Origin of the sequence: Rhodoferax bucti (genome assembly GCF_005876985.1) — a bacterium.
Lineage (GTDB): Bacteria > Pseudomonadota > Gammaproteobacteria > Burkholderiales > Burkholderiaceae_C > Allorhodoferax > Allorhodoferax bucti.
On the sequence record NZ_VAHD01000002.1, the window covers coordinates 420,595 to 444,887 of the forward strand.

Genomic DNA, 24,293 nt, shown 5'->3' on the forward strand with positions numbered 1-24,293 from the left:
ACCCAGGAGCCGTCCTATGACCTTTGCCACTTCCATCCCCACGCTTGATGGGCTGGGCTTTTCCGCTCCGGCATTGGCCCGCCTCGACCAAGTTTTGCAATCCCATGTGGACCGGGGCCGCCTGCCCGGCGCGGTGGCCTACATCGCTCGCCACGGGCAGCCCGTGGTGCACCAGGCCTGGGGCTGGCAAGACCCGGCGGCGGGCACGCCCATGGCACGGGACAGCATCTTCCGCATCTACTCAATGACCAAGCCCATCGTGTCCGTGGCCATCATGCAGTTGCTGGAGCGCGGGCAACTGCTATTGAGCGATCCGGTGGGCCAGCACCTGAGCGAGTTTGCCGAGGTGCGCGTGGCTGATGACGCTGCAGGTCGCACCCCGCGTGCGCCGGCCCACCCACCCACGGTGCAAGATCTGTTGCGTCACACCGCCGGACTTACCTATGACATATTGGGGGACGACCCCATCCAGCAGCGCTACGCCCAAGCGGGTTTGGGCACCCGCCAGCTCAGCAACACCGGCTTTGCGCATGCCTTGGCTGCCATTCCTTACCGCTACGAGCCGGGCAGCATCTGGCAATACAGCCGTGCCACCGACCTGCTGGGCGCCTTGCTGGAGCGGGTGACCGGCCAGCCGCTGGGAGACTATCTGCAGGCCCACATTCTCGGCCCGCTGGGTATGGCGGATACCACCTTTGCCGTGCCGCCCGACAAGCACCAGCGCATTGCCGAGCCGTTTGCGCAAGACCCGGACGGCGGCGAGCAAATGCCCTTGATGGACTTGCGCCACCCTACCCCTATGCAAGCCGGTGGTGCCGGCTTGGGTTCCACCGCCGCCGACTACGCGCGCTTTTTGCAATGCATGTTGAATGGCGGCACGCTGGATGGCGCCCGTATCCTGAGCCCCGCCTCGGTGCGGCTGATGACGGCGGACCACCTGGGCAGCATTCCGGTCAACCGCACCGGCCGTGGTGCGGATTTGCTGCCGCCTGGCCACGGCTTTGGGCTGGGCTTTGCGGTGCGCCTGGAAGATGGCTTGGCCACCCAGCTGGGCAGCCAAGGCATGTACTACTGGAGCGGTATCTCGGGCACGGTGTTTTTTGTCGATCCAGCCAGAGACTTCTTCGCCATCCTGCTCACGCAGGCGCCCAACCAGCGCGCTTTCTACCGGCCGCTGTTTCGCAACCTGGTGTACGCAGCACTGAGCGATTAAGTGCCAAATTGGCCTCTAGCGCTCGTGGAATATGCGCGAGTAGCTCCTAAAAATGTAGCATTCAGAAGGTGCAAAGGTCTTAACCCTTGGCCACTTCCAGCACCAGCTTGCCGAAGTTCTCGCCATTGAAGAGCTTGAGCAGCGTGTCGGGGAAGGTTTGCAGGCCTACCACCACGTCTTCCTTGCTCTTCATGCGGCCGTCTTTCAGGTAGCCGGCCATCTCGGCCACGGCCAGGTGGTTGCGGTCGGCGTAGTCGAACACCACAATGCCTTCCATGCGCGCGCGGTTCACCAGCAGGCTCAGGTAGTTCTTGGGGCCTTGCACGGCGGTCGTGTTGTTGTACTGGCTGATGGCGCCGCAGATGATGATGCGGGCCTTGCGGTTGATGCGGGCCAGCACGTCGTCGAGGATGTCGCCGCCCACGTTGTCAAAGTAAATGTCCACGCCGCCGGGGCAGTGTTCTTTCAGGCCGGCGCGCACCGCACCGGGGCCGGCCTTGTAGTCAATGCAGGCGTCAAAACCCAGCTCCTTCACCACCCACTCGCACTTGGCTGCACCGCCGGCAATGCCCACCACGCGGCAGCCCTTGATTTTGGCCATCTGGCCCACGGTTTGGCCCACGGCGCCGGCCGCACCCGACACCACCACGGTTTCGCCCGCTTGCGGCTGGCCCACATCCATCAGGCCGAAGTAGCCGGTCATGCCGGGCATGCCCAGCACGTTGAGCCACTGGGTAAGGCTGCCTGCGCGCAGGTCGATCTTGAGCAGCCCGGCGCGCTTGAAGTCGGCCGGCGCCAGCGTGAGGTATTCCTGCACGCCAAAGCCTGCGCTCACATGGTCGCCCACCGCGAACTTGTCGCTCTTGCTGGCCACCACCACACCGACGCCCCCGGCGCGCATGACTTCGCCAATGCCCACGGGCGGGATATAGCTCTTGCCTTCGTTCATCCAGCCACGCATGGCCGGGTCCAGGCTCAGGGCGAGGGTCTTGAGGGTGACGCCGCCCTCAGCGGGCTCGGCTACCGGCTCGGTGGTATGGCTCCAGTCCGATGCCTTGGGCATGCCCACGGGGCGGGCGGCCAGACGGATTTGGTGATTCACCAGGTGGGCGAGAGATGACAAAGGCGTGCTCATAAAGGCTCCAGAGTGGGGCACAGACCGGGTGCTGTGCAACGGCCGCGCATCGTAGCCCCGCACAGCGCCCAAGCTGGTTGCCAAGGTGACAAGCCCCGGCGCCGGGTTGTTAGGCCTCCGCGTGCGGTGGTGCGTTGGCTGATTGTGGTATCGATGCCGCCCCGCGCAACTCCGCCAGCTGGCTGGACAAGTCTTTCACCGCCTGCGTCAGCAGCAGAAGCTCTTTGTCTTTGAGGAGATCAATCTTTTCGTGCAGCAGTTCAATCTCCAACTCCGCCTTCACATTGACTTCGTAGTCGCTCTCGGCATGCTTGCGGTCCAGCTCCGACTGGCGGTTCTGGCTCATCATGATGGCCGGCGCCGTGTAGGCCGCCTGAAAAGACAGCAGCAGGTTGAGCAGGATGAAGGGGTAGGGGTCCCAGGCGTGCGAGCCGGTCAGCACGTTGCCCGTGATCCACACCACGATCAGGCCGCTTTGGATCAGGATAAAGCGCCAGGAGCCCACCGTGCGCGCCACCACGTCGGCCATGCGTTGGCCGCGGGTGGGGGGTGGCAGGTCGAAATGCTCGGGTGCAGCGGTTACTTTTGGTGGGTGCTTGCGGCGGTGTTTGCGCCGGTGTTCACGCAGCAGGCCGAGCTGGTGCTGGTCTACCAATGGGGTGTGGGCTGCAGTGGTGGTCGTGGTGGACATGCGGGCCTCCGGTGGTATGCGGCGCAGGGCCGCTGGTGCCCCGAGTGTGCGCTCAGTGGGCCATGTAGCGCCCTGCTCGGTGGTTGGTGGCCAGGGTCTGGTTCAGGGTGACGGCGCCCAACACGCTCAGCAGCACGTGCTGCCAGTCGGTCACGCCAAAGGCTAGCAGCACGATGGTGCAGTCCAACGCCATCTGGATGCGGCCGGCGCGCCAGCCGTGTTTTTCCTGCAGGTAGAGCACCAGCACATTGAAGCCACCCAGGCTGGATTTGTGCCGGAACAAGATCAGCATGCCCGTGCCCATGAGCAAGCCGCCCAACACGGCGGTTACCGCGGGGTGCAGGTGCTCAAAGCCCACCCATTGCGGCAGCAGGTTGGTCCATACCGCCAGCAGAGCGACCGCCATAAAGGTTTTGACGGTGAACACCCGCCCCATGCGCTGGTAGGCCAGCGCGTAAAAGGGCAGGTTAATCGTGAAAAAGATGAGCCCGAAATTCCAGCCCGTGGCGTAGTGCAGCCAGAAAGCCACCCCTGCGGTCCCCCCGGTGAGCAGCCCCACTTGTTTGAACATCAAGACCCCCAGCGCCACAAAAATGGTGCCGGTCAGCAGGGCTTGCAGGTCTTCAAAGGGGCGGTGGCGCAGCGTGGCAGGGGTGTGGGGCATTAGCGAAGTCTAGTCAAACGGTTTCGGTGTCCGAGCAGGTAACACCGCCGCAACCGTGGATTTGCTTTTGCGGCAATCGTTCGGGCTGCGCCAGGGCGCCTGTTACAGGGTCGTAACCTGCTGAACGCAAGTGCAGTGCCAGGGACGCATCCATGGTCTGCGCGTGCTGGGGAAACCAGATGCCCAGCTCGTCGGCCATTTGCCGCACCACGTCCAGGTCACCGCCGTGGCCGCGTGCTTCGCCTTCGCGTAGTACCTGGAGCACTACTTTGTGTTGGGTGGAGTGGCAGTTGGCCGCAGAAAAGCCGGTGGCCTGCATCCATTGGTCTTCGCGGTCAAAGTGGTCCTGGGTGTGCGCAATCAGGCGGCTCCAGAGTGGCAGGAGCATGTCATCGGGGGCACGCACCACTTGGGCCAGCAGTTCCACAAACTCTTCATGGACTTCGTCCATCACCGGCATGTCGAGTACCAGGGCATCGCTCCAGGCGAGGGGGGTGGATGGGGTGGCAGTGGGCTGGGTCATAGCGGGTCTCCTTGAGAGGCCGCAGCTTAGGTGCGAAGGCGCTCGCGCGTATTGATGCACATCAGTCACTGGCGCAAGAGCGCGGTTGATAATGCGACGCTATGACTATTGCCTTTCCGCCACCCCTCATTGCCCGCCCTGCCGATTTGGGTGCCACCCTGTTTCGCCAGGGCTATGCCGTAGTCGGGGCGTCCCAGGTGGCGGGCTTGTCCGGCGTGCCGCTGGAGGCCATGCTGGGCTGGTGTGGCTTGTGGGACGACCTGCCGCCGGACAACTATCTCAAAGACGGTGGCCGCTACCGCCGCCGCCGCCACTCCTGTTTTGTGATGGATGCCCAGGGCGTGACCCAGGCCCCGCACCGCCCGCACTGGCAGCCCTTGGCCTACAACGCCTTGCACGGCGGCATGCAGCGCCACTTTGAGCCCATGGAGCGCAGCCTCACCACCCAAAGCCCTTGGTTGCAATTGCTGGCGTGGCTGGGCCGTGTGGCCGACGACTTGAAAGGCCACCGCACCTGGTTTGCCGAAGCGCACCAGTTCCGCATCGACACCACCGATGGCATCGGCCGCCCCACGCCCGAGGGCGCGCACCGCGATGGCGTCGATTTGGTGGCCGTGTTCATGGTGGCGCGCGAGGGCGTCAAGGGCGGCGAAACCCGTGTGTTTGAGGCCGATGGCCCGAATGGCCAGCGCTTCACACTCAGCGAACCATGGTCCTTGCTGCTGCTCGACGACCAGCGGGTGATCCATGAGTCCACCCCCATTCAGCCCTTGGCAGATGGGGGCTACCGCGATACGCTGGTGGTGACGCTGCGGGCAGGAGGATTCCAAGAATAATGGTTACCGCGCTGTGGCGCATTTTTTGCAAACAGAACAAAACAAATACCAATAATTTGTAGGTTCAACAGGGAGTGTCAATATGAAATTTCTGGACAACATCAGCGTCCGCAATCGCCTTGTTTTTTCGCACGGCATTTTGATCCTGGCCATGGTCTTGATCATCGGCTTCAGTTTGCGCAACACCGTGGCCACCGGCCATAGCGTGCAAGCCATGGTGGAGCAGGATTACGTGACCTTCGAGTTGGCGGCCGCCATCGACAGCGCCACCAAAGAGAACACCCGCAACACTATCGAGCTTTTCATGGTGGATCCGGAGCGCCAAGCCGAGGTGCGAGGGCGCATAGGCACCCTCAAGAAACACATTGATGGCTTGTTTGCCTCGCTGGAGCCCATGCTGCACGGCGACAAAGAGCTGGCTTTGTATGCGGAAATTCGCACACGCCGGCAGGAGTTCGTGACCGCGTTTACGGCGGCCGGTGCAGCGTTGCAAGCGGGTGAGCTGACCGAGGCACAGGGGCTGCTGCGCAACAAGGTATTGCCCGCTGTCGATGCCCTGAAAGCGCCTATCCAGGAAATGCTGGCCTTGCAAAAAACACAAGCCCAAGAGCGTGCTGACGAGATTGCGCGGAGCAACCAGTCCCAAAACACCTGGAGTTTGGCGATCGGCGGGGGTGCGGTGCTGCTGGGTATTGCGCTCGCGGTAGCGCTGATCCGGTCCATCATGCAGCCATTGGCCGTCGCCGTATCGGTAGCGGGTGAGATTGGCAAGGGTAATCTGGATGTGCAGTTTGAAGCCCATGGCAACAACGAGCTGACCGACATGCTGGTCGCGCTCAATGCCATGAAAGAGTTTTTGATGCATGTGATGATGCGCATCCAGCAAAGCGCAGGCTCGGTGGCCACCGCCTCGCAGCAAATTGCGGCGGCCAATTTTGATTTGAGCGCTCGCACCGAGTCACAAGCCAGCTCGCTGGAGCAAACCGCAGCGGCGATGGAGGAAATGACGGGCACGGTCGCCCAAACAGCGGACTCGACGGAGGCCGCGAACCAGCTGGTGGCGCAGGTCAGCGTGTCTGCGGACGAGGTGGGCAAACTGGTGCGTGCGGTGGTGGAGACCATGGGCGGTATTCATGCGTCGTCCCAGCGGATTCACGACATCATCGGCACCATCGACTCGATTGCGTTTCAGACCAACATTTTGGCGCTGAATGCGGCGGTGGAAGCCGCGCGCGCCGGGGAGCAGGGGCGGGGCTTTGCGGTGGTGGCGTCAGAGGTGCGGTCCCTGGCTGGCCGGTCTGCAGAGGCTGCGCGGGAAATCAAAACCATCATCCAGGACAACGTGGAAAAGATGGACCAGGGCAATGATGTGGCGCGGCAGGCCGGTCAGGCGGTGTCGCAGGTGGTGGCTTCCATCCAGCAGGTCAGGCAATCGGTGTCCGATGTGACCTTGGCCAACGGAGAGCAAAAAACCGGTATCCAGCAAGTGGGCGAGGCGGTTGCGCAGCTGGATCAAATGACCCAGCAGAACGCCGCGCTGGTGGAAGAAAATGCGGCGGCCTCCAAAAACCTGGATGACCAGGTGCAGGCCCTTAAGAAGACCATCAACCGCTTCAAAATCGGTCACATGGCCACTTCCGATTTTCAGGATGCTCGGCTGTTGAATTGATCAGTGGGCGCCCGCCAAGCCGGGTGTCAACAAGCGCTGCATCAGCTCACGCACCGTTTTGATCTGGTCGCCAAAAGGCAGGCGACCCGCACCCCGGAAGAACAGGCCTTTTTTCAAATCGCCCCGCAATGCCGCGGCCAACTGGTTGTCGATGCAAAACTGGCCCCAGCCTTGCAGTCCGTCTCGCAGGCCGCACTGGCCCAGGCAGTCAAAGCTTTTGGTGCAGCGGCTTTTCACATGGGCCACGGCTTGCAGCTTGGGTTCGATCTTCATGTAGGCGCGCAGCCATGGCGTGCCCACCGCGCGGGCGGGCAGGCCGGCCACGCTGGTGAACTCCACCATGTCTTCTTCGCGCGCTTCGGCCAGCACGCGCTTGAACTCGGCGTGGGCGTCGCTTTCCTCGGTCACGGCAAAGGCAGTGCCCAGTTGCACACCGTCAGCGCCCAAGGCTTGCAGGCGGGCAATATCTTCGTGGGTACGGATGCCACCGGCGGCAATCAGCGGAATGTGTTGCTCGTAGCCCGCGTCTTTGAAAAACTGGCGTACTTGCGGAATCACGTTTTCAAAGTCGAAGCGCGTGTCTTGCAGGTCGGCAATTTTGGCCGCACCCAAGTGGCCACCGGCCAGGCGGGGGTGTTCAATGACGATGGCATCCGGCAGGCGCTTTTTGCGTTCCCACTTTTTCACCATCAGTTGCACACCGCGTGCGTCGGAGAGGATGGGGATTAGCGCTGCCTGGGGGTGGTCTTTGGCCAAATCAGGCAAATCCAGCGGCAGGCCGGCACCCACCACCACGGCGTCGATACCAGCCTCCAGGGCGCGGGTGACGTTGGCGGCGTACTCGCTTACGGCGCGCATCACGTTGATGGCCAGCAGGCCTTTGCCTCCGGTGCGCTCGCGGGCGGCTTTGATTTCGCGGTCAATCGCTTCCAGGTTGGCGGCGTTGATGCCGGCTTTGGCTTCGTCGCCGGGTGCGAGTTCGCGGGTGCGGTCCATCAGGTCGGGGTGGTGGCGGCGCAAATCCACGCTGGAGAGGGTGCCCACACCGCCCGCTGCCGCGACGCTGCCCGCCAGGCGGTTGCCCGAAATACCGATGCCCATGCCGCCCTGCACGATGGGCAGCACGCGGCGGCCTGCGATCTTCAGTGCGCCCAGACCACTGCGGGCCAACCAATCGTTGGATTCTTGTGGCAAATACGACATGTCAGGCTTGGGTTCGTTCATGGTGTGGTCTAAGATGGCAGCGATTAACAGGCGCAGAGCTTAGGTTTCTCAAGCAACGGGTGGTTTGAGGTGGGTCAAGATCTGGCGCAATCGGTGGTTGGGACCCGATGATGACAAGAACAAGGTAGACAGACTTCATGAACGTTTTGGTGCAAAGCCTTGCAGCGTTGGGCGGGCTGCGGGACAGGGACGCGTTGGACACAGAGTTGGTGCGCCTGGTGCTGACCAGTGCCGGCGTTGCGCTGGAGGCCGCTACGCTGGTGCGCATCGTGGGCGAAAGTGACGAGCGCCGCTGCCTCACCCTGGCCGCCTTGCAGCCGGGCCAAACCGAACCCACCCGTGATGTGCTGTGGTCGGACTGGAGCTTGCTGCCCCATGTGAGCGACTTCCCCCTGCGCGCCACTGCGCTCGAAAAAGGCCGCGCCGCCACCAGCACCGGCAGTCCTTACCAGGTGGTGCTGCCCATCGGCACGCCGCAAGGCTTGCAGATCTTGCTGGAGGTGACAGCGCCCCACCCGCTGACCCCCACCACCATTGATTTGCTGCAAAGCATTTTGCTCACCTACCAGAACCTGCTGGGTTTGCTGGACTATGGCGAGCGCGACTCACTCACTGAGTTACTCAACCGCAAAACCTTTGACGGCGCCTTTTTCAAAGCCACGGCCGACCACAACCCCGCGCTGCCCGATGACATGCCCGATCGCCGCCACCAGACCCCTGAGGGCGGCGTATGGCTGGCGGTGCTGGATATTGACCACTTCAAGCGGGTCAACGACAACTTCGGCCACCTGATTGGCGATGAGGTGTTGCTGTTGATGGCCCGCCTGATGCGCACCAACTTCCGCTTTCACGACCAGCTGTACCGCTTTGGGGGCGAAGAGTTTGTCATTTTGATGCGCTGCGACAGTGCGGACCACGCCGAGGGCGCACTGGAGCGCCTGCGCGAGCGGGTGCTGGCTTATGCGTTTCCGCAGGTCGGCACCATCACGGTCAGCATCGGCGTGTCCACCTTGCTACCCAATGACACGCCGAGCAGTGCCTTCGGGCGCGCGGACAAGGCGGTGTATTACGCCAAAGAGCATGGCCGCAACCAGGTCTGTAACTACCAGACCCTGGTAGCTGAGGGCAAACTGGTCGAGCAGGTGGCGGACGAAATGGATGTGGACCTGTTCTGAACAGGCCCACCTTGGTAATTAGCGTTTAGCGGTCGCGCTCAAAGATAGCGGCAATACCCTGGCCGCCACCGATGCACATGGTCACCAGCGCATAGCGGCCGTTGATGCGCTCCAGCTCATACAAAGCCTTCACGGTAATCAAGGCGCCGGTTGCCCCAATCGGATGACCCAGAGAGATGCCGGAGCCATTGGGGTTCACCTTGGCCGGGTCCAGGCCCAAATCTTTGGTGACTGCACAAGCCTGGGCTGCAAAAGCTTCGTTGGCTTCAATCACATCGAGGTCGTTCACCGTCAAACCGGCTTTTTGTAATGCCAGCTTGGTGGCGGGCACCGGGCCGATGCCCATGTATTTGGGGTCTACGCCCGCATGGGCGTAAGCCACTAGACGGGCCAACGGCTTGAGGCCACGGGCCTGGGCTACGCTTTTTTCCATGAGCACCACAGCAGCCGCGGCGTCATTGATGCCGGAAGCGTTGCCTGCGGTCACGGTGCCGTTTTCCTTGACGAAGACCGGCTTGAGCTTGGTCATGTCTTCGAGCTTGCAGTCGGGGCGGAAGTGCTCGTCGGTTGCGTAGGCTATTTCGCCTTTTTTACTCTTGAGCATGACAGGCGTGATCTGGCTGGTGAAGTAACCGGCAGCAGTGGCCTTTTGGGCGCGGTTGTGGCTCTCTACCGCCAAAGCGTCCTGCGTTTCGCGGCTGATGCCCCACTTGGCGGCAATGTTCTCCGCCGTCACGCCCATGTGGATGGTGTGAAAGGGGTCATGCAGGGCGCCGATCATCATGTCCACCATCTTGGTGTCACCCATGCGGGCGCCCCAGCGCATGTTGAGGCTGGCAAAGGGCGCGCGGCTCATGTTTTCGGCGCCACCGCCAATGGCCACATCGGCATCGCCCAGCAAGATGCTCTGGCTTGCGTTCACGATGGCTTGCAGCCCGGAGCCGCACAGGCGGTTCACGTTGTAGGCCGGTGTTTCCTGCGCGCAGCCGCCGTTGAGGGCGGCGACGCGGCTGAGGTACATATCCTTGGGCTCGGTGTTCACCACGTGGCCGAACACCACATGGCCCACGTCTTTGCCTTCGACATTGGCGCGGGCCAGGGATTCGCGCACCACCTGGGCTGCCAGGTCGGTGGGGGGAATGTCTTTGAGGCTGCCACCAAAGGTACCAATGGCGGTGCGCACAGCGCTGACGACAACGACTTCACGGGACATACAAGGCTCCTCTAAAAATAAAAATGGGTGCAGCAGCCAGTGTGCGCCGCTTGCAATACAGGCATCTTACGGTTCGCTTGGTCATGGTTTTGTCATGAAATTGACATTAGAGGCGCCTACCCTCAGGCTGTTAAAAATCTGCCCGTTCAGGAGTTGCCCGTGAGTTCCAGTGAAGAAGAAATGATCCGTCGCATCCGCAGCGACATGTTGGACAGCTATGACGAAGAGCTGGAAATGGAGCTCGACGACCACAACCAGGACGAACTGGCCGATGGCCTGAGGCCCGAGCTGAGCGCGCAACAAAAACAGGACCGGCGCACCTACTTCCGCGAACTCTTCCGCATGCAGGGCGAACTGGTCAAGCTGCAGGACTGGGTGGTGGCTACCGGCCACAAAGTGGTGGTGATTTTTGAAGGGCGCGATGCGGCCGGCAAGGGTGGGGCCATCAAGCGCATTACCCAGCGCCTCAACCCTCGTGTGTGCCGCGTGGCAGCGCTGCCTGCGCCCAACGACCGCGAACGTACCCAGTGGTACTTCCAGCGCTATGTGAGCCACCTGCCTGCGGCCGGCGAAATCGTGTTGTTTGACCGCAGTTGGTACAACCGCGCGGGCGTCGAACGTGTCATGGGCTTTTGCAACGACGAGCAGCTCGAAGAGTTCTTCCGAACTGTGCCAGAGTTTGAAAAGATGCTGGTGCGCTCGGGCATCCAAGTCATCAAATACTGGTTCTCCATTTCTGATGAAGAGCAGCACACCCGCTTTTTGGGCCGTATCCACGATCCGCTCAAGCAATGGAAGCTCAGCCCTATGGACTTGCAGTCCCGCGTGCGCTGGGAGGCTTACACCCACGCCAAAGAGGCCATGCTGGAGCGCACCCACATCCCCGAAGCTCCGTGGTGGGTGGTGCAGGCGGTGGACAAAAAGAAGGCCCGCCTGAACTGCATTCAGCACCTGCTGGGCCAAATGCCCTACGAGGAAATCATTCACCCGCCCGTGGAGCTGCCAGAGCGGGTGCGCCATCAGGATTACGAGCGCCACCCGGTGCCTGCAGAGATGTACGTGCCGGAAATCTACTAAGTCGGGCTAAGCGCCGGGGCACGCGCAGCCCGGCTTATAGCGACGCTGATGTGCGTTCAGCTGCGCACGTCCGCCACCGGCTGCTCACCAAAGTCCGGCCGCGCCAAATACGCCAGCACCCGCTGCGCCGCGTCGTGCGGGCTGGTGAGCTGGCCGTGGGTATGCAAGTTGTCAAACCCCGCTTGGTCGGGGAACTGCGTGGCATCGGCGCTGCGCAACTGCACTTGCATGTCGGTGTCGATCACCCCCGGTGCCAGCGAGCACACCTTGGCACCATGGGGCACCAGCGCTTCATCCAGCGCTAGGCAGCGGGTGAAATGGTCCATGCCGGCTTTGGCGGCGCAGTAGCCCGCTTGGGAGGCCATGGCGCGCCGGCCCAGGCCGGAGGACACATTCAGCACCTTGCGGGGGCCTTCCCAGCTGCGGGTCGCACCCAGAAACGCAGCACACAGCTGCATGGGCGCTTCCAGCCCGACGCGCAGGGCGTGGGCCAGATCGGCCGGCTCGCTTTCGCGCAGCGGCACCAGGGCGGGGATCACGCCGGCGTTGTTGATGAGGGCGGCGCTAGCCACGGCGTGCGCTGGCAAGGCGCTCAGCCAGTCGCGCAGGCGGACGGCTACCGGGGCGCCATCGGCCAAGTCTGCGGTCCATTGCTCCAGGGGGATGCCGGCCGTTGCAGCCTGTGCTTGCAGCTCGGCATGGTGATGGCGTGAGATACACAGCAGCCGGTGGCCGGGCACCAGCAGCGCATGCGCCATGGCCAAGCCCATGCCGCGCGAAGCGCCGGTCACGATGTAGAGATGCAGTGGGGAGTCGGACATGGCGTAATTTGCTATGAATTCAGGAGCTGCTTGCACATATTCCACGAGCGCTAGAGGCCTAAAAGGCTTTGAAAATGCTTATTCGCGGTGGCGGCGCATGGCGATGTAGCCGGCCACCACGGTGAAGCTCACAATGAGCGCCACGATCCACCAGAAGCCATGGGGGTGGTCCGCGAGCGGGATACCGCCCACATTCATGCCTAGCAAGCCCGCAATGATGTTGATCGGCAGGGCCAGCACCGTCACGATAGTCAGCACAAACAGGCTGCGGTTGTTGGCCTCGGCTACGCGGCCGGCAATTTCTTCCTGCAGCAATTTGATGCGTTCCTGCAGCGCTGCCATGTCGCTCAGCGCCACGTTGAACTCTTCGGTGGACTGGCGCAGGTCGGCCAGGTCCTCCTCCACGATCCACTCCGGCGGCTTGCGCAGCAGGCGGAAAAGGGCAGCCGGCTCCGGTGCCAGCAGACGCTGCAGCCGCACCAGCAGCCGGCGCAGGGCACCCAGGTCAGCCCGCTTGGTTTCCAGGCGGCCGGCGAGCAGGGTGTCTTCTATGTCATCCACGCGGGCAGTGGTGTTGCGCACGATGTGGATGAGCACGTCGCCCTGGTCGTGCATCAGGTGTACCAGCAAGGCCACCGGCGACATGAGCTTGGCACCATGGCGCACCGCATCGCGCAGCCGGTCAATGGAGCGCAGCGGCTGCAAGCGCGCACTCACCACCAGACGCGGGCCGACCGAGAGCCATAGGGTGGAAATGTCGGTGGGCTCGAAGGCAAAGTCGTAGTGCACATCGTTGACCACGGCGACGAGCATGTCGTCGTCCATCTCCACCCGGGTGGAGCGGGAGCCGTCGGTCAGCGACTCGTGAAACAGGTCGGAGAGCGGAAGATGGTCTTTGAGCCACTTGGCGCTGGCGGTGTGCGAGAGGTTGAAATGCAGCCACACAAAGCCCCCCGTGTCGGGGCTGGCCTCGCGTAGCCAGCGCAAGGCGTCATCCGTCCCGGCAGGGGTTGCCGTGCCGTCTTTGTCAAACACGAAGCCGTAAATCAATCCGGAGGTATCGGCACCGTAGTTTTTGGCGGGGAGGTTCATGAAGGGTGCGCCGGGTGAGGGTTGTCAAAAGCAGGGCTTATGGTAGCGGCCTCGTGTGTCAAGCCCAAGCCCTGCGCAAGCGAGGCCACCGCATCGTGCGTGAAGGCGCCGGCCCGGATGCGCTCCAGCACCTCCAAGGCGTGCAGGCACAGGAATTCGGCCACTTCGCCGTCCTGGTTGGCTGGCAGCCAGCCGGTGGGGCAGTCCCAGTGGTAGACCAGCAGCGTTTCTTCGTGCCAACCGCCGGTGTCCTGTCGTGCGGTGCGTATGGTGCCGGCGGGTACCACTCTGGCCGGGTCGTCGATGACGGCGCCTGCTTCCTCGTGCAGCTCACGCAGTGCGCAGCTCCGCGGGGATTCGCCGGCGGGCAGGCCTCCGGCGGTCACGTTGTCGAGCATGTTGGGGTCGGTGGCTTTGCTGAGTGCCCGCCGGCCGCACCACAGCCGGCCTTCCGGGGTGAAGCCATTGATGTGCACAGCGTGGCTGGGCATGCCCAGAAAGCGAAAGCCTGCGCGTTCCACCTGCAACAGCGGTGGGGTGGTTGTGGGTGGCAAGGCGGTATCGTGCGCCCAAAACGCAAACAGCTCGCCTCGCCAGCCATGCACCAGCCCTTGCTGCTGCCAGATTTCCAGCGCGCGCTGCAAGGCGGCGCTGCGCTGTGGCTCAGAGTGATGCAGCGTTTGCCAATGCAGGCAAGGCGTGCCCCCGGATGACTGCATCACGCTAGCTGGCAAATGGGCCAGCAGCAGAGCGGCCCGCTCCGGTGACAGCACCCCCACATGCTGGGGCGGTGCGTGGCCGGCCGCGTCGGTGCAGTACCAAGGCACCCAGTCGGCGGGCGGGGTGTGGCGCATGTTGCGCAGCGCGGTGTGCAAGGTGTGCGCGCCTGCGGGGCCCAATGCGACCAGAAAACGGCGTGCGCTGGCAGGCAGGCTCACGCGGCGAGTGCGGTCGATATGGTGGGCGCTACATCCACCGCCGGGCTTTGCCGGTTTTTGAGGCCGTGGCGCAGCACGCTGCGCAACTTGGCGGCTTGCACCGGCTTTTTGAGAAGCACCAGACCGGCCTCTTGGGCGGTGGTGCGCAGGTCGTCTTCAATATCGCCGCTGATCAGGCAGGCTGGCAATTCCATGCCGCAGCGCTCCCGCAGCGCCTGGATGCTCTGGATGCCGTTGTGTCCGTCACGCAGGCGGTAGTCGCAAATCACGAAGTCGGGCGGGCAGGTGTGCGCCAGGGTGCGTAGTGCGTCCTCGGGCTCTTCAAACAGGTGCACCGTACTGCCCCAGGACTCCAGCAGGCTCTTGAGCGCCAGGCCGCCCAGAGTATTGTCTTCAATCACCCAAAGGGTGCGGCCCTCCAAGTCACTCTGCAGTCCGGTGGGGTCCGGGGTGGGCAAGTGGGCGGGTATAGCAGGGGTGGCATGTGCCAACGGCAGTGTGAGTACAAAGCGGCTGCCTTGCCCCAGGCGGGAGTCCAGCATCAACTGATGGCCCAGCAGCTTGCAGGAGCGGTCCACCATGCTCAGGCCCAGCCCTAGGCCTTTGGCGCTGTCGCGCTCCGGGTTTTGCACCTGGAAAAACTCCTCAAACACCCGGTCGTGCAGCGCGGGGTCGATGCCGATGCCGCTGTCGCGCACCTCAATGCGCACATGGCTGCCATCGCCGCTCGGGCGGCAGGCCACCAGCACGGTGCCGCGCTGGGTGTATTGCAGGGCGTTGCTCACCAGGTTGAGCAAGATGCGCTGCAACAGGATGGGGTCGCTATGCACCCAGGTGCGGGTGGGCCGGATGCGCAGTCGCAGACCTTTGGCTGTCGCAATATTGCTGAAAAACAGATTCAAGTGCCCAAAAATGTCTTCCAGCGGCACCGGACGCTGCTCCAGCTGGGCCGATTGGGACTCCAGCCGCGAGTAGTCAAACAGCTCGTCCAGCAGTTCCTGCATGGCCGTGACCGAGGCGGCCACGCCGTTCACGACGTCGCTGCTGGGCACCTGGCCAGCCGTTTGGGTGAGGCGCGACACAAACATGCCCAGCGCATGGGCAGGTTGGCGCAAGTCGTGGCTGGCAGCGGCCAGAAAGCGGGATTTGGCGAGGTACGCCGCCTCGACTTGCGCGTGCGCCAGCCGCAGCTCGGCATTGCGCTGCAAGGACTCTTGCAGCGCGCGGTTTTTGGCCATCTCGAAAATCTGGGTCAGTAAAAACAGCAGCAGCACAAACCCCGCCAGGCACACCGCGAAGAACTGGCCGGTGTAGCGGTGGTCAAACAGCACAGGCGCTTCCAGGCCCATAAATTCCAGTGCGCTAAAGCCCAGTACGCAGGCCATGGCCACGGCCACCCAGGCCTGGGTGTTGCGGTTGAAGCCGAACATCAGCGTGGCGCTCACCGGCACCAGCGCAAACCACGGGATGACGGGGGAGTACAGCCCGCCGGAGAAATAGGTGCTGCCCAGCACCGCCACAAAGCAGTTGATACCTAGAAAAACGTTGGCACACCACAGGTAGCCCCGGCGGGTGGTCACACGCAGGCACACCTGCTGGTAGACCAAGAGCAGGGCGCAGTTCACCGCCATGATCAGCGTGCCGCGCGGGTAATCGATGTGCCAGCTGTAGGCGCTGTAAACGAGAGAGAAAAATGCGACGGTCCAGCCGAATTGCCTGAGCAGTTGGAGTTTTTGGGGATCGAAAGAATCCCCTTCGGCGTCGGACACGGCGGCTTTCCTTGGAAAAATGGCAGGCTAGATAGTAGGGCCTTTTCAGGCCCCGGTTTGCGCTGCCTCCACCAGAAAGCGCACGCGGCGCACGCCGTTCCACTCGTCGGCATCCAGCCGGAAAGCCAGCGTGACCTTGGGCGGCAGCGGCTCGGTGTGCCCGAACCAGATGCCGTCCACCGGCTCGCCCTGGTGCTTGAGCTTGAGCGCAAGGTGTTTTTCACCCACAAGGCGCTGCGAAACGACCTCGACCTCCTCGCTGAAGGTAGGGGCGGCAAAGCCCTGGCCCCACACCTCTTTGTGCAAAGCGTCCACCAGATCCACGCGGCGGTATTCGGCAGCCAAGGGGCCGTCGGTCTCCATGCGGCGGGTGAGCGTGGCGGCGTCCAGCCATTCCTGGGCCACCTCATTCATGCCGTTCTCAAAATCGTCAAAAAATTCTTCGGCCACGGTGCAGCCTGCCGCCATGGCGTGGCCACCGAAGCGCAGGATGACGCCGGGGTAGCGTTTGGCCACCAGGTCCAGCGCGTCACGCAAATGAAAGCCGGGAATGCTACGGCCCGAGCCCTTGAGTTCATGCTCTTTGCCTTCGGCGGCGCTGGCGGCGAACACAAAGGTGGGGCGGTGCAGCTTGTCTTTGATGCGGCTGGCCACGATGCCCACCACGCCTTCGTGGAAGTCGGGGTCGAACACGCAGATGGCGGGCGGCGGCTCGTCGCCTTCGTCAAACAGGCTCTCGGCAATCATCATGGCCTGCTCGCGCATGTCGCCTTCAATTTCGCGGCGCTCGCGGTTGATACCGTCCAGCGTTTTGGCCAGCTCGTCGGCGCGGCCCGGGTCGTCGGTCAGCAGGCATTCAATGCCCAGGGTCATGTCGCTCAAACGGCCGGCGGCGTTGATGCGCGGCCCCAGTGCGAAGCCGAAATCGAAGGTGGTGGCCACCTCGGCCTTGCGGCCCGCTGCTATAAAAAGGTGAGCTAGTCCCGCAGGCATGGCGAGCGCTCGCACCCGTTTGAGCCCTTGGGCTACGAGGCGGCGGTTATTGGCATCGAGCTTGACCACATCGGCCACGGTGCCCAGCGCCACCAAGGGCAGCAGGGTGTCCAGCTTGGGTTGTGTGGCGGCATCAAACACACCGCGGTTGCGCAACTCGGAGCGCAGCGCCAGCAAGGTGTAAAACATCACGCCCACCCCGGCCATGGACTTGCTCTCAAAGGTGCAGCCCGGTTGGTTGGGGTTGACGATGACGTCCGCAGCCGGCAACTCGTTGCCGGGCAAATGGTGGTCGGTGACCAGCACTTGCAGGCCCAGTGCCTTGGCGCGGGCCACGCCGTCCACGCTGGCAATGCCGTTGTCCACGGTGATCAGCACATCGGCGCCGGATTTTTTGACGCGCTCGCTGATGGGGGCGGTCAGGCCGTAGCCATCGACCACGCGGTCGGGCACCAGGTAGTCCACATGGCGGGCGCCCAGCAGGCGCAGTCCGCGCACGGCCACGGCACAGGCGGTAGCACCGTCACAGTCATAGTCCGCCACCACACAAAGCTTTTTGTCTTGGGCGATGGCGTCGGCCAGCAGCACGGCGGCGCGGTCGGCACCCAGCAGGCCTTGTGGGGGCAGCAGTTTGCCCAGGGCGTCGTCCAGCTCGTCTTTGCCAGTGACGCCACGGGCCGCATACAGGCGCGCCAAAAGCGGATGCAGGCCGGCTTGCTCCAGGGCCCAGGCGGCGCGGGGGGGAATGTCGCGGGGAACGATTTTCATAAGCTCAAAGCGCTTGCGCTCAAAGGGTGGCCAGCATGCCGGCCGGTGTGGGGGTGGTGAACTTGCGCTGGATGCGGTTCCACCAGGCGGTGTTTTGCAGCACAAAGCTGGCGGCCATGCGTTCGCCGCACAGCGTCAACTCCAGCGGCTGGTTGGCTTTGGCCTGGCGCAGCAGGGTCGCCAGCACGGTGCCGTCCAGCGTATGCCATGCCTGGGTCCAGGCGTGGGCGTCGTCCCGCAGGGCGGCCGCTTCCAGGTCGTGGTGGACAGACATGGTGCCGGACTTCTCCAAGGCGCCTTCGGGCAGGGTGCCGGTGCCGCTGATCCAGAACGAGTTCACCGTGAGCTGCCGCTGGGCCGCCCGCGTGTCGTTCACCGGGTGGCGGTAGAGCAGCATTTGCATTTCATTTTGCAGGCGGCGCAGGCTGCGGGCCTGCGGCGCGCGGGGCATCCACTGGTCTACCCGGGCACCACAGGCGCGGGCCAGTGCCGCCGTAGGCAGCTCGCGCAGCACTTCGCCCTGGGCCAGCCAGGTGCTGTGATTCAGCGCATGCAGGGTAATGCCGTCTTCGGCAAAGTAGGGTTGCATGGCGGTGCGCAGGGCGTCGATTTCATCAGCATCCAGAGCCAGTGCGTCCGGGTGCTCCATGGCCACATGGTCGGCGTTGATCTGCCAGTGGCAGGGCGTGATCCAGGCCCAGTCCTCGCCGCCGTGGGTGCGGGTGAGGCCCAGCTGGCGTGCGTCCAGCGCGGCCCAGGGCAGCAGCCCGTCGGCGCCTTGCAGGCCCAGGCTTTTGGCGTGCACCCGTTCAAACAGGGGCGAGAGCGAATCTTCCGCGCCCAACAGCGGCGGGGTGGGGGTGAGCAGTTCGAGCAACTGGGCCAGGTTCGGCAGCTCCAGGCGGGCCAACGCGTCTTGGCATTGCGGGCCGGCCGGTGCCGCGAAGGGAATAAGGGTGTGCATACGCCGGATTGTCCCGCATGGATGCCACAATCCGCCCGTCGAAGCACTTTGTCACCATTCATGCAACTCCCCTTTGAGCTGACCATAGGCTGGCGCTACACCCGCGCTGGCCGCGCGACGCGGCGCAACGGCTTTATCTCCTTTATCTCCGGCGTGTCCATGCTGGGCATTGCGCTGGGCGTGGCGGCCCTGATCATTGTGCTCAGCGTGATGAACGGCTTTCAAAAAGAAGTGCGCGACCGCATGCTGGGCGTGGTGTCGCACATTGAGGTGTATGCGGCCGACGGCCAGGCCTTGCCCAATGTGGTAACCACCATGGACCAGGCCAAGCAGAACCCGCAGGTGATGGGCGCGGCCCCTTTCATTGCCGCACAGGCCTTGATAGCGCGTGGCGAGGAGATGAAGGGCGCCATGGTGCGCGGCATCGACCCGGCACTTGAGCCCCAGGTGAGCGACTTTGCCACTGGCGCCCAGCAAGAGGCGCTGGCCCGGCTGGTGCCCGGCGAGTTCGGGGTGGTGCTGGGTGGCGAGCTGGCGCGCAGCATGGGTGTGCGGGTGGGCGACAAGGTCACGCTGGTGGCGCCCAGCGGGCAGGTCACCCCGGCGGGCGTGGTGCCACGCTTGAAGCAAATGACGGTGGTGGGTACTTTTGACTTCGGCCACTACGAATACGACTCGGCGCTGGCCCTGCTGCACTGGGAAGACGCAGCCCGCATCTTCCGGCTCGAAGGCCCCAGTGGCGTGCGCCTGAAGCTCAAAGACTTGCACCAGGCGCGCGAGGTGGCCGACCAGCTCGCCCGCAGCCTGAGCGGTGACCTGGTGCTGCGTGACTGGACGCGCCAGAACCGCAGCTGGTTTGCGGCGGTGCAGGTCGAGAAACGCATGATGTTCATCATCCTCACCCTCATCGTGGCAGTGGCCGCCTTTAATCTGGTGTCGACCCTGGTGATGACGGTGACGGACAAGCGCGCCGACATCGCTATCTTGCGCACCCTGGGTGCGAGCCCGGGCAGCATCATGGGCATTTTTGTGGTGCAGGGTGCCATGGTGGGCGTGATCGGCACGCTGGCCGGCCTGCTGCTGGGGCTGGGTGTGGCGTTCAATATTGACGTGATCGTGCCTGCGCTGGAGCAGGCGCTGGGCGCGAGCTTTTTGCCCAAAGACATTTACCTCATCAGCCGCATGCCGAGTGAGCCGCAGCAGGGCGACATCATTCCGATTGCGGTCATTTCCTTGTTGATGGCTTTTGTGGCCACCCTGTACCCGAGCTGGCGTGCCAGCCGCGTGAACCCGGCGGAGGCCTTGCGTTATGAATAAGCCCGTGTCTTCGGTCGAGCAAGCGCTGGCCGCCGCCCAGTACCAGCAGGTGGCAGATTTGACAGCCGGCGCGGCCACCGCGACCCCCTCCGGCGAGGTGGTGCTGCAAGTGCGTGGCCTGAGCAAGCGGTTTGAAGAGGGCCGCCTGGATGTCACCGTGCTGCAAGGCGTGGATTTGCAGGTGCACCGTGGCGAAACGCTGGCGATTGTGGGCGCCTCCGGTTCCGGCAAAAGCACCTTGTTGCACCTCATGGGGGGGCTGGATGCGCCTACCAGCGGCAGCGTGGAGCTCTTGGGCCAGCCGCTGGCGCAGCGCTCGGCGGCCGAGCAAGGCCGTTTGCGCAACCAGCACCTGGGTTTTGTGTACCAGTTTCACCATCTGTTGCCGGAGTTCAGTGCGCTGGACAATGTGGCCATGCCATTGACAATTCGTCGTCTGGCGCCCGCAGAATGTGCGCAAGCAGCTATGAAAATGCTAGCGCTGGTAGGGTTGGAGCACCGCATGCACCACCGCCCGGCCGAGCTGTCGGGCGGCGAGCGCCAGCGCGTGGCGATTGCCCGTGCCTTGGTGACCCGCCCTGACTGTGTGCTGGCCGACGAGCCCACCGGCAATCTGGACCGCAGCACGGCGGACGGTGTGTTCGCGCTGATGCTGCAACTCGCCCGCGAGCAGGGCACCGCCTTCGTGTTGGTGACCCACGACACCACCTTGGCCGCGCGCTGTAGCCGGCAGCTCCAGTTGGTGTCCGGCCGTTTGGTGGACTGAGCCTTTCACAAGCCGCCGCGCCATGCGCTGGATAGACACCCATGTTCACCTGGATGCCGGCTCTTTCGATGCCGACCGCAACGTGGTGCGCCAGCAGGCGCGAGCGGCCGGCGTGGCGCATTGCGTGATACCGGCGGTGGAGCGCAGCAACTTCGACACCGTGCGCCTGCTGGCCCATGCAGGCGGCGACAGCTACGGCTTGGGTATTCACCCCCTGTATGTGGCGGGAGCAGAGGATGCAGACCTTGCCGCCCTGGACGAGGCCCTGACGCTTCACCATGCCGACCCGCGCTTGGTGGCCGTAGGTGAAATCGGGCTGGACTATTTTGTACCCGCCTTGTGCAAAAGCCCTTTGCGCGAGCGGCAAGAGGTGGTGTATCGCCAGCAACTCAAGCTGGCCCGCAAGCACGATTTGCCGGTGATGTTGCATGTGCGCAAGTCCTCAGACCGGGTGCTGAAGCACCTGCGCGAGGTGGCTGGGCCGGGTGGCCGCTGGCGCGGCATTGCCCATGCCTTCAATGGCAGCGAGGTGCAGGCGGCCGAGTTCATCAAGCTCGGCTTCAAGCTGGGCTTCGGTGGTGCGGTCACGTTTGACCGCGCCTTGCAGTTGCGCCACTTGGCCAAAACCTTGCCGCTGGATGCGTTGGTGCTGGAGACCGATGCGCCCGATATTCCCCCGCACTGGCTCTACACCACCGCCGAGCAGCGGGCCGCGGGCATGGAGCAGGGCCGCAACACGCCGGCGGAGTTGCCGCGCATTGCCGAATGCGTGGCGACGCTGCGGGGCATCAGCGTGGACGCTTTGGCCACCGCGGCTTTACACAACAGCCTGCAAGCCCTGCCGAAGCTGGGGGCGCTGCTGGTATAAATCCCCATGGCAAGAAAAGCACCCATTACCCTCCCCGAAGTCAATTTTTCTGAAGAAGGCCCCATCCGCCACCTGCACCTGGGCAGTGAGTGGATACAAGGCTCCATGCTGGTCGATGCGCCCACGGTGCTGGTGCATGAATACATCCAGCGCATGATGGCGTGGATGCTGTTCATGGACCCCCACACCCTGAACAAGCGCCAAGCACTGCAACTGGGCTTGGGCGCGGGCTCGCTCACCAAGTTCTGCCACAAAGAACTCAAGATGAAAACCACCGCCATCGAGCTCAACCCGCAGGTGCTGCATGCCTGCCGTGGTTGGTTCAAGCTGCCGGCCGACAACAGTCGCATGCAGGTGGTGCTGGCCGATGCGTCGCAAGAAATCAAGCAAGACAAATGGCTGGGCGCAGTCGACGCCTTGCAGGTGGACCTGTACGACGAAGAGGCCGCAGCCCCGGTGCTCGACAGCGCCGAGTTTTATGCCGACTGCCGCGCCACGCTGACCGAAGAGGGCTGCATGACGGTCAACCTGTTCGGCCGCTCCTCCAGCTTTGACAACAGCGTCGACAAGATTGCCGAGGCCTTTGGCGAAGACGCCATCTGGGCCTTCAAGTCCACCCGCGAGGGCAATACGGTGGTCATGGCCCAGCGCACCCCCAGCCGCCCCAAGCGGGCACTGATGTTGGAGCGCGCGGAGTTCATCCAAAGCGAGTGGGGCTTGCCGGCTGACAAGTGGGTGCGTGTGTTCAAGCCGGTGAAGTCATGAGCCCGCACGCCAAAAAGTCGGCAGCCCTGCCGCACAACGGCCCGCTGGACTGGCGCCTGCTGGTCGATTGGCTCAAGCAGGACAAAGTCATTTCCGAAGATGAGGCGGTGCGCACGATTGCGCGTTGCTCGCAGGCCGAGAGCGCGCAGCACCCCTTGGTGCGCCTGACGGCAGTTTCCATGCGCCGTGCGGCGGACCAGAAGCCGCTGGATATTGAGATGCTCACCCAATGGCTCTCGCTGCGTGCGGCGCTGGATTATTTGCGGATTGACCCGCTCAAAGTCGATGTGGGTAAAGTGGCCGATGCCATGGGCGCGGCTTATGCCGAGCGGCACAAAATTCTGCCGGTGGTGGTGACCGCCAACGAGATCACGGTGGCCACGGCCGAACCTTTCATCACGGATTGGGTGGCTGAAGTCGAGCGCCAGAGCCGCCGCAGTGTGAAGCGCGTGGTGGCCAGCCCGCAGGAGATCACCCGCTACACCGCCGAGTTTTATGCGCTGGCCAAGAGCGTGCGCGCGGCCAGCAAAACGGGCTCCAATAACGGCGCCAGCTTCGAGCAGCTGGTGGAGCTGGGCAAGAGCAACAAACAGCTCGACGCCAACGACCAAGGCGTGGTGCAGGTGGTGGACTGGCTGTGGCAATACGCCTTCGACCAGCGTGCCAGTGACATCCACCTGGAGCCCCGGCGCGAGCAGGGCGTGATCCGCTTCCGCATCGACGGTGTGTTGCACCCGGTCTACCAGATGCCCATGGGCGTGCTCAACGCCATGACGGCCCGCATCAAGCTGCTGGGCCGCATGGACGTGATTGAAAAACGCCGCCCGCAGGATGGCCGCATCAAGACGCGTAACCCGCGTGGTGATGAAATTGAAATGCGTATCTCCACCTTGCCCACGGCGTTTGGCGAAAAGATGGTGATGCGTATTTTTGACCCCGACAACGCGGTCAAAGACCTGGACGCCTTGGGCTTCAGTAGCCACGACGCCACCCGTTGGGAACAGCTGGTGAAGCGTCCGCACGGCATCATTTTGGTGACCGGGCCCACGGGCTCCGGCAAGACCACCACGTTGTATTCCACCTTGAAGCGTGTCGCCACCGAAGAGGTGAACGTGAGCACGGTGGAGGACCCGATCGAAATGATTGAGCCCTCCTTCAACCAGACGCAGGTGCAGCCGCAGCTGGATTTTGGCTTTCCGCAAGGCCTGCGTGCCCTGATGCGGCAGGACCCGGACATCATCATGGTGGGCGAAATCCGCGATCTGGAGACCGCCGAAATGGCGGTGCAGGCCGCGCTCACCGGCCACCTGGTGTTCTCCACCTTGCACACCAACGACGCGCCTTCCGCGGTGACGCGCTTGATGGAGTTGGGCATTCCGCCGTACCTCATCAACGCCACGCTCTTGGGTGTGCTGGCCCAGCGCCTGGTGCGCACGCTCTGCAAGCAATGCAAGGTGCGCGATGAAGAGGCCACCCGTGAGTCCCTGGGCGAATTGGTAAAACCGTGGCAAATCAACGGCGGCTACAAGCCTTACAAGGCTGTGGGTTGTGTGGATTGCCGCATGACCGGCTACATGGGCCGCATGGGTTTGTACGAATTGCTTGTTGTCTCAGAAGGTTTCAAATCCAAGGTGAGTGGCGAGCCGGGCACTGATGCCCTGCGCCGCCAAGCCATTGCCGATGGCATGCGGCCCCTGCGTTTGGCAGGTGCGTTGCGGGTCTCGGAAGGGGGCACGGTGATGGAGGAAGTCATGTCCGCCACACCGCCCATGAGTGGCTAAACCGGTTTGATTTAGGGGCAGAATCGCCCGC

The 24,293-nt window shown here is 63.5% G+C and carries 22 protein-coding genes; 10 read left to right on the plus strand and 12 right to left on the minus strand.

Annotated elements, in window-relative coordinates; all coding sequences use genetic code 11:
• Window positions 1-16: 16 nt before the first annotated feature.
• Complete coding sequence (locus tag FDM28_RS08560) at window positions 17-1,213, plus strand: serine hydrolase domain-containing protein (protein WP_138514735.1); 1,197 nt, start codon at window positions 17-19, stop codon at window positions 1,211-1,213.
• Window positions 1,214-1,292: 79 nt separating this feature from the next.
• Here the strand turns inward: FDM28_RS08560 and FDM28_RS08565 are convergent, their stop codons facing one another.
• From FDM28_RS08565 to FDM28_RS08580, 4 genes are all read right to left on the minus strand, one after another.
• Window positions 1,293-2,348: an NADP-dependent oxidoreductase gene (locus FDM28_RS08565; protein ID WP_138514736.1), complete on the minus strand. Its 1,056-nt coding sequence runs from the start codon at window positions 2,346-2,348 to the stop codon at window positions 1,293-1,295.
• Between the two features lie 109 nt (window positions 2,349-2,457).
• On the minus strand, window positions 2,458-3,039 hold the full coding sequence (locus tag FDM28_RS08570; RefSeq protein ID WP_138514737.1) for a DUF1003 domain-containing protein: 582 nt from the start codon (window positions 3,037-3,039) through the stop codon (window positions 2,458-2,460).
• Window positions 3,040-3,091: 52 nt separating this feature from the next.
• Window positions 3,092-3,703 carry a YitT family protein gene (locus FDM28_RS08575; RefSeq protein WP_138514738.1) on the minus strand — a complete coding sequence of 204 codons (612 nt, stop codon included), beginning with the start codon at window positions 3,701-3,703 and terminating at the stop codon, window positions 3,092-3,094.
• A 13-nt stretch (window positions 3,704-3,716) separates the two neighbouring features.
• On the minus strand, window positions 3,717-4,226 hold the full coding sequence (locus tag FDM28_RS08580) for a hemerythrin domain-containing protein (RefSeq protein WP_138514739.1): 510 nt from the start codon (window positions 4,224-4,226) through the stop codon (window positions 3,717-3,719).
• 101 nt (window positions 4,227-4,327) lie between these two features.
• Here FDM28_RS08580 and FDM28_RS08585 point away from each other — a divergent pair, with 101 nt between their 5' ends.
• Both FDM28_RS08585 and FDM28_RS08590 read left to right on the plus strand, forming a co-directional pair.
• Window positions 4,328-5,062, plus strand: a complete 735-nt coding sequence (locus tag FDM28_RS08585) for a 2OG-Fe dioxygenase family protein (RefSeq protein ID WP_138514740.1) — start codon at window positions 4,328-4,330, stop codon at window positions 5,060-5,062.
• An 82-nt stretch (window positions 5,063-5,144) separates the two neighbouring features.
• The gene (locus FDM28_RS08590; protein WP_138514741.1) at window positions 5,145-6,731 is read left to right on the plus strand and encodes a methyl-accepting chemotaxis protein; all 1,587 of its coding nucleotides are present in this window, start codon (window positions 5,145-5,147) and stop codon (window positions 6,729-6,731) included.
• Here the strand turns inward: FDM28_RS08590 and FDM28_RS08595 are convergent, their stop codons facing one another.
• Complete coding sequence (locus FDM28_RS08595; protein ID WP_138515220.1) at window positions 6,732-7,934, minus strand: NAD(P)H-dependent flavin oxidoreductase; 1,203 nt, start codon at window positions 7,932-7,934, stop codon at window positions 6,732-6,734.
• A gap of 158 nt (window positions 7,935-8,092) precedes the next feature.
• Between FDM28_RS08595 and FDM28_RS08600 the strand changes: the two genes are divergently transcribed.
• A complete protein-coding gene (locus FDM28_RS08600) occupies window positions 8,093-9,130 on the plus strand; it encodes a GGDEF domain-containing protein (RefSeq protein WP_138514742.1) in 1,038 nt (345 codons plus the stop codon).
• 25 nt (window positions 9,131-9,155) lie between these two features.
• On the opposite strand, the gene bktB is transcribed toward FDM28_RS08600, so the two are convergent.
• The gene (gene bktB, locus FDM28_RS08605) at window positions 9,156-10,343 is read right to left on the minus strand and encodes a beta-ketothiolase BktB (protein ID WP_138514743.1); all 1,188 of its coding nucleotides are present in this window, start codon (window positions 10,341-10,343) and stop codon (window positions 9,156-9,158) included.
• A 180-nt stretch (window positions 10,344-10,523) separates the two neighbouring features.
• Between bktB and ppk2 the strand changes: the two genes are divergently transcribed.
• Window positions 10,524-11,420, plus strand: a complete 897-nt coding sequence (gene ppk2, locus FDM28_RS08610) for a polyphosphate kinase 2 (protein WP_138515221.1) — start codon at window positions 10,524-10,526, stop codon at window positions 11,418-11,420.
• Window positions 11,421-11,476: 56 nt separating this feature from the next.
• Here the strand turns inward: ppk2 and FDM28_RS08615 are convergent, their stop codons facing one another.
• The 6 genes from FDM28_RS08615 to FDM28_RS08640 form a co-directional block, all read right to left on the minus strand.
• Window positions 11,477-12,241 carry an SDR family NAD(P)-dependent oxidoreductase gene (locus tag FDM28_RS08615; RefSeq protein ID WP_138514744.1) on the minus strand — a complete coding sequence of 255 codons (765 nt, stop codon included), beginning with the start codon at window positions 12,239-12,241 and terminating at the stop codon, window positions 11,477-11,479.
• Window positions 12,242-12,319: 78 nt separating this feature from the next.
• Window positions 12,320-13,333, minus strand: a complete 1,014-nt coding sequence (locus tag FDM28_RS08620) for a transporter (protein WP_138514745.1) — start codon at window positions 13,331-13,333, stop codon at window positions 12,320-12,322.
• Window positions 13,330-14,271: an NUDIX hydrolase gene (locus FDM28_RS08625; RefSeq protein ID WP_138514746.1), complete on the minus strand. Its 942-nt coding sequence runs from the start codon at window positions 14,269-14,271 to the stop codon at window positions 13,330-13,332. Before FDM28_RS08625 ends, FDM28_RS08620 begins: the two co-directional genes overlap by 4 nt.
• Window positions 14,268-16,040, minus strand: a complete 1,773-nt coding sequence (locus FDM28_RS08630; protein WP_138514747.1) for an ATP-binding protein — start codon at window positions 16,038-16,040, stop codon at window positions 14,268-14,270. The genes FDM28_RS08625 and FDM28_RS08630 overlap by 4 nt, the downstream gene beginning before the upstream one ends.
• 45 nt (window positions 16,041-16,085) lie before the next feature.
• Entirely contained in the window at window positions 16,086-17,801 is a 1,716-nt protein-coding gene (recJ, locus tag FDM28_RS08635) for a single-stranded-DNA-specific exonuclease RecJ (RefSeq protein WP_138514748.1), read from the minus strand.
• Window positions 17,802-17,820: 19 nt separating this feature from the next.
• Window positions 17,821-18,765 carry a phosphoglycerate mutase gene (locus tag FDM28_RS08640; protein ID WP_138514749.1) on the minus strand — a complete coding sequence of 315 codons (945 nt, stop codon included), beginning with the start codon at window positions 18,763-18,765 and terminating at the stop codon, window positions 17,821-17,823.
• A gap of 60 nt (window positions 18,766-18,825) precedes the next feature.
• On the opposite strand from FDM28_RS08640, the gene FDM28_RS08645 reads away from it, so the two are divergent.
• The 5 genes from FDM28_RS08645 to tfpB are packed head-to-tail and all read left to right on the plus strand — an operon-like array spanning window position 18,826 to window position 24,262.
• Window positions 18,826-20,082 carry a lipoprotein-releasing ABC transporter permease subunit gene (locus FDM28_RS08645; protein ID WP_138514750.1) on the plus strand — a complete coding sequence of 419 codons (1,257 nt, stop codon included), beginning with the start codon at window positions 18,826-18,828 and terminating at the stop codon, window positions 20,080-20,082.
• Window positions 20,075-20,848: a lipoprotein-releasing ABC transporter ATP-binding protein LolD gene (gene lolD, locus FDM28_RS08650; protein WP_138514751.1), complete on the plus strand. Its 774-nt coding sequence runs from the start codon at window positions 20,075-20,077 to the stop codon at window positions 20,846-20,848. Before FDM28_RS08645 ends, lolD begins: the two co-directional genes overlap by 8 nt.
• Window positions 20,849-20,870: 22 nt before the next feature.
• A complete protein-coding gene (locus FDM28_RS08655; RefSeq protein WP_138514752.1) occupies window positions 20,871-21,716 on the plus strand; it encodes a TatD family hydrolase in 846 nt (281 codons plus the stop codon).
• A gap of 6 nt (window positions 21,717-21,722) precedes the next feature.
• Window positions 21,723-22,481 (plus strand): class I SAM-dependent methyltransferase, encoded by a 759-nt coding sequence (locus tag FDM28_RS08660; RefSeq protein WP_138514753.1) that lies wholly within the window; start codon window positions 21,723-21,725, stop codon window positions 22,479-22,481.
• The gene (gene tfpB, locus FDM28_RS08665; protein ID WP_138514754.1) at window positions 22,478-24,262 is read left to right on the plus strand and encodes a type IV pilus assembly ATPase TfpB; all 1,785 of its coding nucleotides are present in this window, start codon (window positions 22,478-22,480) and stop codon (window positions 24,260-24,262) included. Before FDM28_RS08660 ends, tfpB begins: the two co-directional genes overlap by 4 nt.
• Window positions 24,263-24,293: the final 31 nt, after the last annotated feature.